This is a genomic window from Rhodospirillum sp. A1_3_36 (assembly GCF_047263945.1).
In the GTDB taxonomy this organism is placed as follows: domain Bacteria; phylum Pseudomonadota; class Alphaproteobacteria; order Rhodospirillales; family Rhodospirillaceae; genus Rhodospirillum.
Genome location: NZ_JBLAVB010000050.1, coordinates 1 through 6549, shown reverse-complemented (window position 1 = coordinate 6549; position 6549 = coordinate 1). Strand labels below are relative to the sequence as shown.

Sequence of the window (6549 nt, the reverse complement as noted above, 5' to 3'; positions counted from 1 at the left end):
CTGACCCGAGTGATCCGTCAGATCCGAGTGATCCGTCTGACCCGAGCGATCCGTCCGATCCGAGCGATCCATCTGACCCGAGTGATCCGTCAGATCCGAGTGATCCGTCTGACCCGAGCGATCCGTCAGATCCGAGTGATCCGTCAGATCCGAGCGATCCGTCCGACCCGAGTGATCCGTCAGATCCGAGTGATCCGTCTGACCCGAGCGATCCGTCAGATCCGAGTGATCCGTCAGATCCGAGCGATCCGTCAGATCCGAGCGATCCGTCTGACCCGAGCGATCCGTCAGATCCGAGTGATCCGTCAGATCCGAGCGATCCGTCTGACCCGAGCGATCCGTCAGATCCGAGCGATCCGTCTGACCCGAGCGATCCGTCAGATCCGAGTGATCCGTCAGATCCGAGCGATCCGTCTGACCCGAGCGATCCGTCTGACCCGAGCGATCCGTCAGATCCGAGCGATCCGTCTGACCCGAGCGATCCGTCAGATCCGAGTGATCCGTCAGATCCGAGCGATCCGTCAGATCCGAGTGATCCGTCAGATCCGTCTGACCCGAGTGATCCGTCAGATCCGAGCGATCCGCCGGACCCGACGGATGTTGATGGGGACGCTTCGGGGTATGAGGACCTGAAAATCCCCGTGGAGGTGGAAACAACGGGAATTGTGCCAGAGACCTTCACGATCTCCGGTATTCCTGATGGTTGGCACCTCTATACTTCCGACAACACAGAAATCCCCATTTCGGGTGGGGTGTCTGTTGTGCCCGCGAACCTTATGGATGGTTTGTATATTCAGGCTCTACCGGGAACAGAGGCCCAACATAGCGCCGTTGATTTCGATTTGACGGTGCAGGTGTCGGGTGCCGACAGCACGGGCGATGCGGTGAGTCTCTCGACCACTGTCACCGTTGAAGTCCTGCCCGTCGCAGATTCACCTGAATTCGAGGTCAGTGACGCAACCCAGTACGACGGCGGCGCGGATGTTGTTGGAGACGGCACCGAAAATTCAGATGTCATTTCCGGGAGTTCCGCAGGGGATGTGATCGACGCAAAGGAGGGAGACGATACCATTCATGGTTGGGATGGTGACGATTCTATCCATGCCGGTCAGGGTAACGATCTCGTGTCTGGCGGAGATGGCAACGACACCGTATTTGCAGGACGAGGCGAGGATACGGTCTCTGGTGGGGCGGGTGATGACTCCATCGACGGCCAATGTGGCGACGACGAGCTCTGGGGGGATACCCACGGGCCGGTGAGTGTTGGCGTGGAGCTGTCCAGTCTTCTTGTGGACCGGGATGGGTCAGAGACCCAATCCATCACTTTGTCCGATGTGCCTGAAGGAACTAAGGTCTATGCACCTGACGGAACCTTGATCGGTGAGGTTGGGGCTGACGGAAGCATCACCATTCCCCTGAACGATGGAATGGATGCCCAATACACGGGCGACGAAGCCTTGCGTTTGGACCTTCCGGAAGGTCAAACCGAGAATTTCACGATTAAGGCAACCGTGACGGTGACCGATACCGATGCGGAAGATCCGTCTTATTCTTCGGACCAAGCCGGGGTCTCGACCACGTACACCGAGACCAAAGAGATCTCCGTCGATATTTCTGATAGTGCGCCGGGTAATGACGTCATCGCGGGCGGTGCGGGCGACGATGTGATCCATGGCCAACAGGGTGATGACACCCTCTCTGGTGATCTTGGAGAGGGCGTGGAAGGCACCACGGGTGTCATCACTGCGGACAATGTCCTGTCCAGCGGTGCTGGCTTCACGGTGACGGCGCGTCATGACTCGAGCGAGGAGTTCAGCGCGGATCGGATCTCGATCGCGGGGAATCGGATTGGTGTCGTCGGTGCGACGGCCGTCGACGCTCCGGAAGACCAATTGGGTCACAACCCGGTTACGGGCGAGACCGAGGAAATGAAGATCGAGTTTGACAACCCGGTCTTCACGGTGCGGGCGGGTTATAGCCATTTGTACCAGACCGAATCCGGTGGTGAAGTTGGGACTTGGACGGCCTATGACGCGGCGGGGAATGTCGTTGGGACTGGCAACTTCATGGCCGCCGAAAGACAAAATACCGGTGAGGTCACGATCACGGCGGATAGCGGCTGTGCCATTTCCTCCGTTGTGTTCTCCGCTCCCGCGTATGAGGGCGGTGACCCGGCGAATCAGCATGACTCCTCGGATTACTTCCTGACGACCATTGAGTATGACGACTTCCCCTCCGGCTCCGACACCCTCTATGGCGAGGACGGGAATGATGTCCTGGACGGTGGGTCCGGCGCCGACGAGGTCTATGGCGGTGAAGGGCTGGATACCGGCATCTTTACCGTTGGCGAGAACACCACTTTCGAATCCGGTAATACCGACACCTATGACGCCTATGATGGCGGAGAAGGTGTCACGGAGGCGCGTGGTGCGGGCTACGACACCCTGACGGTGAGCTACACCGCCGAGGACCTGCAGGACCCGGCCGTGATGGCCGATCTTTTGGCCCTACGGGACTTCATCAACGAGCAGACGGCCAATGGCGGTGAATTCAACGCCACGGGTGAGGGGGTGACCCAGACCTTCGACGCATTGGGCCTGATCGTGGCCAATTGGGAACAGGTGGTCTTCGATGGTCCGCCGCTGATCGAAAGCAGTTCCTCCACTTTGGACGAGGGCCTTCTGGACGACGGCGGACCCCAGACCGCCAGCGGCACCTTCGAATATGACTACAGTCAAGACGAAGGCGGCACTGCGGATAAGGGCATCAAGCTGACGGGGATCGATAAGCCGGTCACCAGCGGTGGCGAGCCGGTTGACGTTGTGGTCAGCGAGGACGGCACAACGGTCACAGGGACCAATGGGGAAGGCGAAACCGTCTTCACCATGGAACTGAACCCGGAGACCGGTGAGTACACCTACACCCAGAATCTGCCCATCGACCATGAAGAGGGCGGGGCGACGGACGACACTCTGCCCATCGACTTTGGGGTCACGATCACCGATTCCGAAGGCGACAGCACCGCCGGGACGATCACGATCAACGTGACCGACGAAGGCCCGGTCGCCGTGGACGACAGCAAGACGGCCTCGGTTGCGTCCGATCCAGAGACGGTGTCGGGCAATATTCTGAGCAATGACGATCCGGGCGCCGATGGCCTGGGGCAGATCCAATCCATCACGGTGGATGGGGTGACCTATACCTACGATCCCTCGGGCAATTCCATCAGCGGGTCCGATGGCTCGTCGACTGCCGGGTCCTCGCTGAGCGGCCTGGTGACGGCGGCGGGCGCGACGCTGACCTTCGACTTTGCCACGGGCGATTACGACTACACCGCCGATCCGGATACTGAGATTGGAACGGAACGCTTCGACTACACCATCGTGGATGGAGACGGTGATACCTCGTCCGCGACACTGGAACTGACGGTTGAGGATGGTGGTGCCCAATCTCCGGACCTCGACCTGGGCAATGGCCCTGGCAATGGCCCGGATGCGGTGTCCGGTGCGGCGGATGGCGTGGAAGACACGGCCATTCCGCTGGATATCAGCGCAGGCCTGAACGACATCGGCGGAGACAACTCCGAAACCCTGTCGGTTGAGATCAGCGGCATCCCCGAAGGGGCTGTGTTGAAGGCTGGAGGCACGGAAATCACCGTGACCGACGGCAAGGCGGTCCTGACCGGGGATCAACTCGGTAATCTGACGATCACACCTCCGGCCGATAGCTCGACGGACTTCAGCCTGTCGGTGACGGCAACCGCGACCGAAGGCGATGATACGGCGACCACCTCTGGCACGCTCGAAGTCGAGGTGACGCCTGGCGCCGACGCACCGGTTCTGACGATCACCAATGCTGACGTGACCGCAGTGAACGAGCATGCCGGGGATGAAACCCTGGTTGGCACGAAGGGTGAAGATACAATTTCCGGCGGCGGCGGTGATGATAACATCGACGGTCTGTGCGGTGACGACGTGTTGTACGGCGACACGGATACCGGCATGCACACCACAGCCCTGGACTTTACGGCGATCACTGGTGAGCAGGCCAATGCCGATGCCACCGGAGGCGTGGCGGACGGGTCTGAAGCGATCACCGGTTACACGATTACGGGTCTGCCCGAAGGGGCAGTTCTAACCAACACGGCGGGCGACACCATTGAGATTGCCGATGGCGAAGCCACGGTGGCGCCGGATCAACTGGATGGCCTTCAGGTCTCGGTTCCGGTTGGCACTGCGAACTTCGAGTTGTCGGTGACGGCCAATGAAATAGATGTCGATGAGAATAATCCGTCCCAGTCCGATACGGCGTCGAGTGCGACCCAGACAATTTCGGTGACCGTGGGTGATGGGGATTACGGCAACGACACCATCCAGGGGTCGGCTGGCGACGACGAAATCCATGGTCAACAGGGCGACGATGTCCTGTATGGAGACCAGGAAACGGGAACGGGCACGACCGGTGTCATTACGGCAGACAACGTTCTGTCGACCGACTCCGGTTTCACGGTGACGGCGCGTCACGACTCCGGTTCTGAGTTCAGCGCGGAGTCCATTCAGGTTTCCGGTGGTAAGGTCGGTGTTGTCGGTTCGACGGCTGTCGACGCCCCGGAAGACCAATTGGGTCACAACCCGGTCACGGGTGACACCGAAGAAATTAAGGTCGAGTTCGACAACCCGGTGTTCACGGTGCGGGCGGGCTATAGCCATCTGTACCAGACCGAATCCGGTGGCGAAGTTGGGACTTGGACGGCCTATGACACGGCGGGGAATGTCGTTGGGACGGGCAACTTCATGGCCGCCGAAGGGCAAAATACCGGTGAGGTCACGATCACGGCGGACAGTGGCTGCGCCATTTCCTCCGTTGTGTTCTCCGCTCCGGAGTACGAAGGAGGGGACCCGGCGAATCAGCATGACTCCTCGGATTACTTCCTGACGACCATTGAGTATGACGACTTCCCCTCCGGCTCCGACACCCTCTATGGCGAGGACGGGAATGATGTCCTGGACGGTGGCGCCGGTGCCGATGAGGTTTACGGCGGCGAGGGCTTGGACACGGGCGTCTTCACCGTGGGTGAGAACATCAGCGGCGGGGTCGACGTTTACGACGGTGGAGAAGGTGTCACGGAGGCCCGTGGTGCGGGCTACGACACCCTGACGGTGAGCTACACCGCCGAAGACCTGCAGGACCCGGCCGTGGTGGCCGACCTTTTGGCCCTACGGGACTTCATCAACGAGCAGACGGCCGAAGGCGGCCAATTCAACGCCACGGGTGAAGGGGTTAGTCAGACCTTCAGCGCCTTGGGGCTCACTGTCTCCAACTGGGAAGAGGTGGTCTTTGACGGTCCGCCGCTGATCGAAAGCAGTTCCTCCACTTTGGACGAGGGCCTTCTGGACGACGACGGGACCCAAACCGCCAGCGGCACCTTCGAATATGACTACGGTCAAGACGAAGGCGGTACTGCGGATAAGGGCATCAAGCTGACGGGGATCGATAAGCCGGTCACCAGCGGTGGCGAGCCGGTTGACGTTGTGGTCAGCGAGGACGGCACAACGGTCACAGGGACCAATGGGGAAGGCGAAACCGTCTTCACCATGGAACTGAACCCGGAGACCGGTGAGTACACCTACACCCAGAATCTGCCCATCGACCATGAAGAGGGCGGGGCGACGGACGACACTCTGCCCATCGACTTTGGGGTCACGATCACCGATTCCGAAGGCGACAGCACCGCCGGGACGATCACGATCAACGTGACCGACGAAGGCCCGGTCGCCGTGGACGACAGCAAGACGGCCTCGGTTGCGTCCGATCCAGAGACGGTGTCGGGCAATATTCTGAGCAATGACGATCCGGGCGCCGATGGCCTGGGGCAGATCCAATCCATCACGGTGGATGGGGTGACCTATACCTACGATCCCTCGGGCAATTCCATCAGCGGGTCCGATGGCTCGTCGACTGCCGGGTCCTCGCTGAGCGGCCTGGTGACGGCGGCGGGCGCGACGCTGACCTTCGACTTTGCCACGGGCGATTACGACTACACCGCCGGTCCGGATACTGAGATTGGAACGGAACGCTTCGACTACACCATCGTGGATGGAGACGGTGATACCTCGTCCGCGACACTGGAACTGACGGTTGAGGATGGTGGTGCCCAATCTCCGGACCTCGACCTGGGGAATGGCCCTGGCAATGGCCCGGATGCGGTGTCCGGTGCGGCGGATGGCGTGGAAGACACGGCCATTCCGCTGGATATCAGCGCGGGTCTGAACGACATCGGCGGAGACAACTCCGAAACCCTGTCGGTTGAGATCAGCGGCATCCCCGAAGGGGCTGTGTTGAAGGCTGGAGGCACGGAAATCACCGTGACCGACGGCAAGGCGGTCCTGACTGGGGATCAACTCGGTAATCTGACGATCACACCTCCTGCGGATAGCGCCGATGACTTCCAGCTGTCTGTGACGGCGACCGCGACGGAAGTGGATGGCTCGACGGCGACGACGACGGGAACCTTGACGGTTGAAGTTGCGCCGGATGCGGATGCGCCGA

Annotated in this window: 2 protein-coding genes; both read left to right on the top strand. The window is 60.7% G+C overall.

Translation table 11 applies throughout. The features are described from left to right. Positions 1-633 (top strand): hypothetical protein (locus ACLIRY_RS26345; RefSeq protein ID WP_413208399.1); only part of this gene is annotated, 633 nt, incomplete at its 5' end. 8 nt (positions 634-641) lie between these two features. Continuing rightward, positions 642-6549: beta strand repeat-containing protein (locus ACLIRY_RS26340; protein WP_413208398.1), on the top strand; the 5908-nt coding region annotated here is incomplete at its 3' end.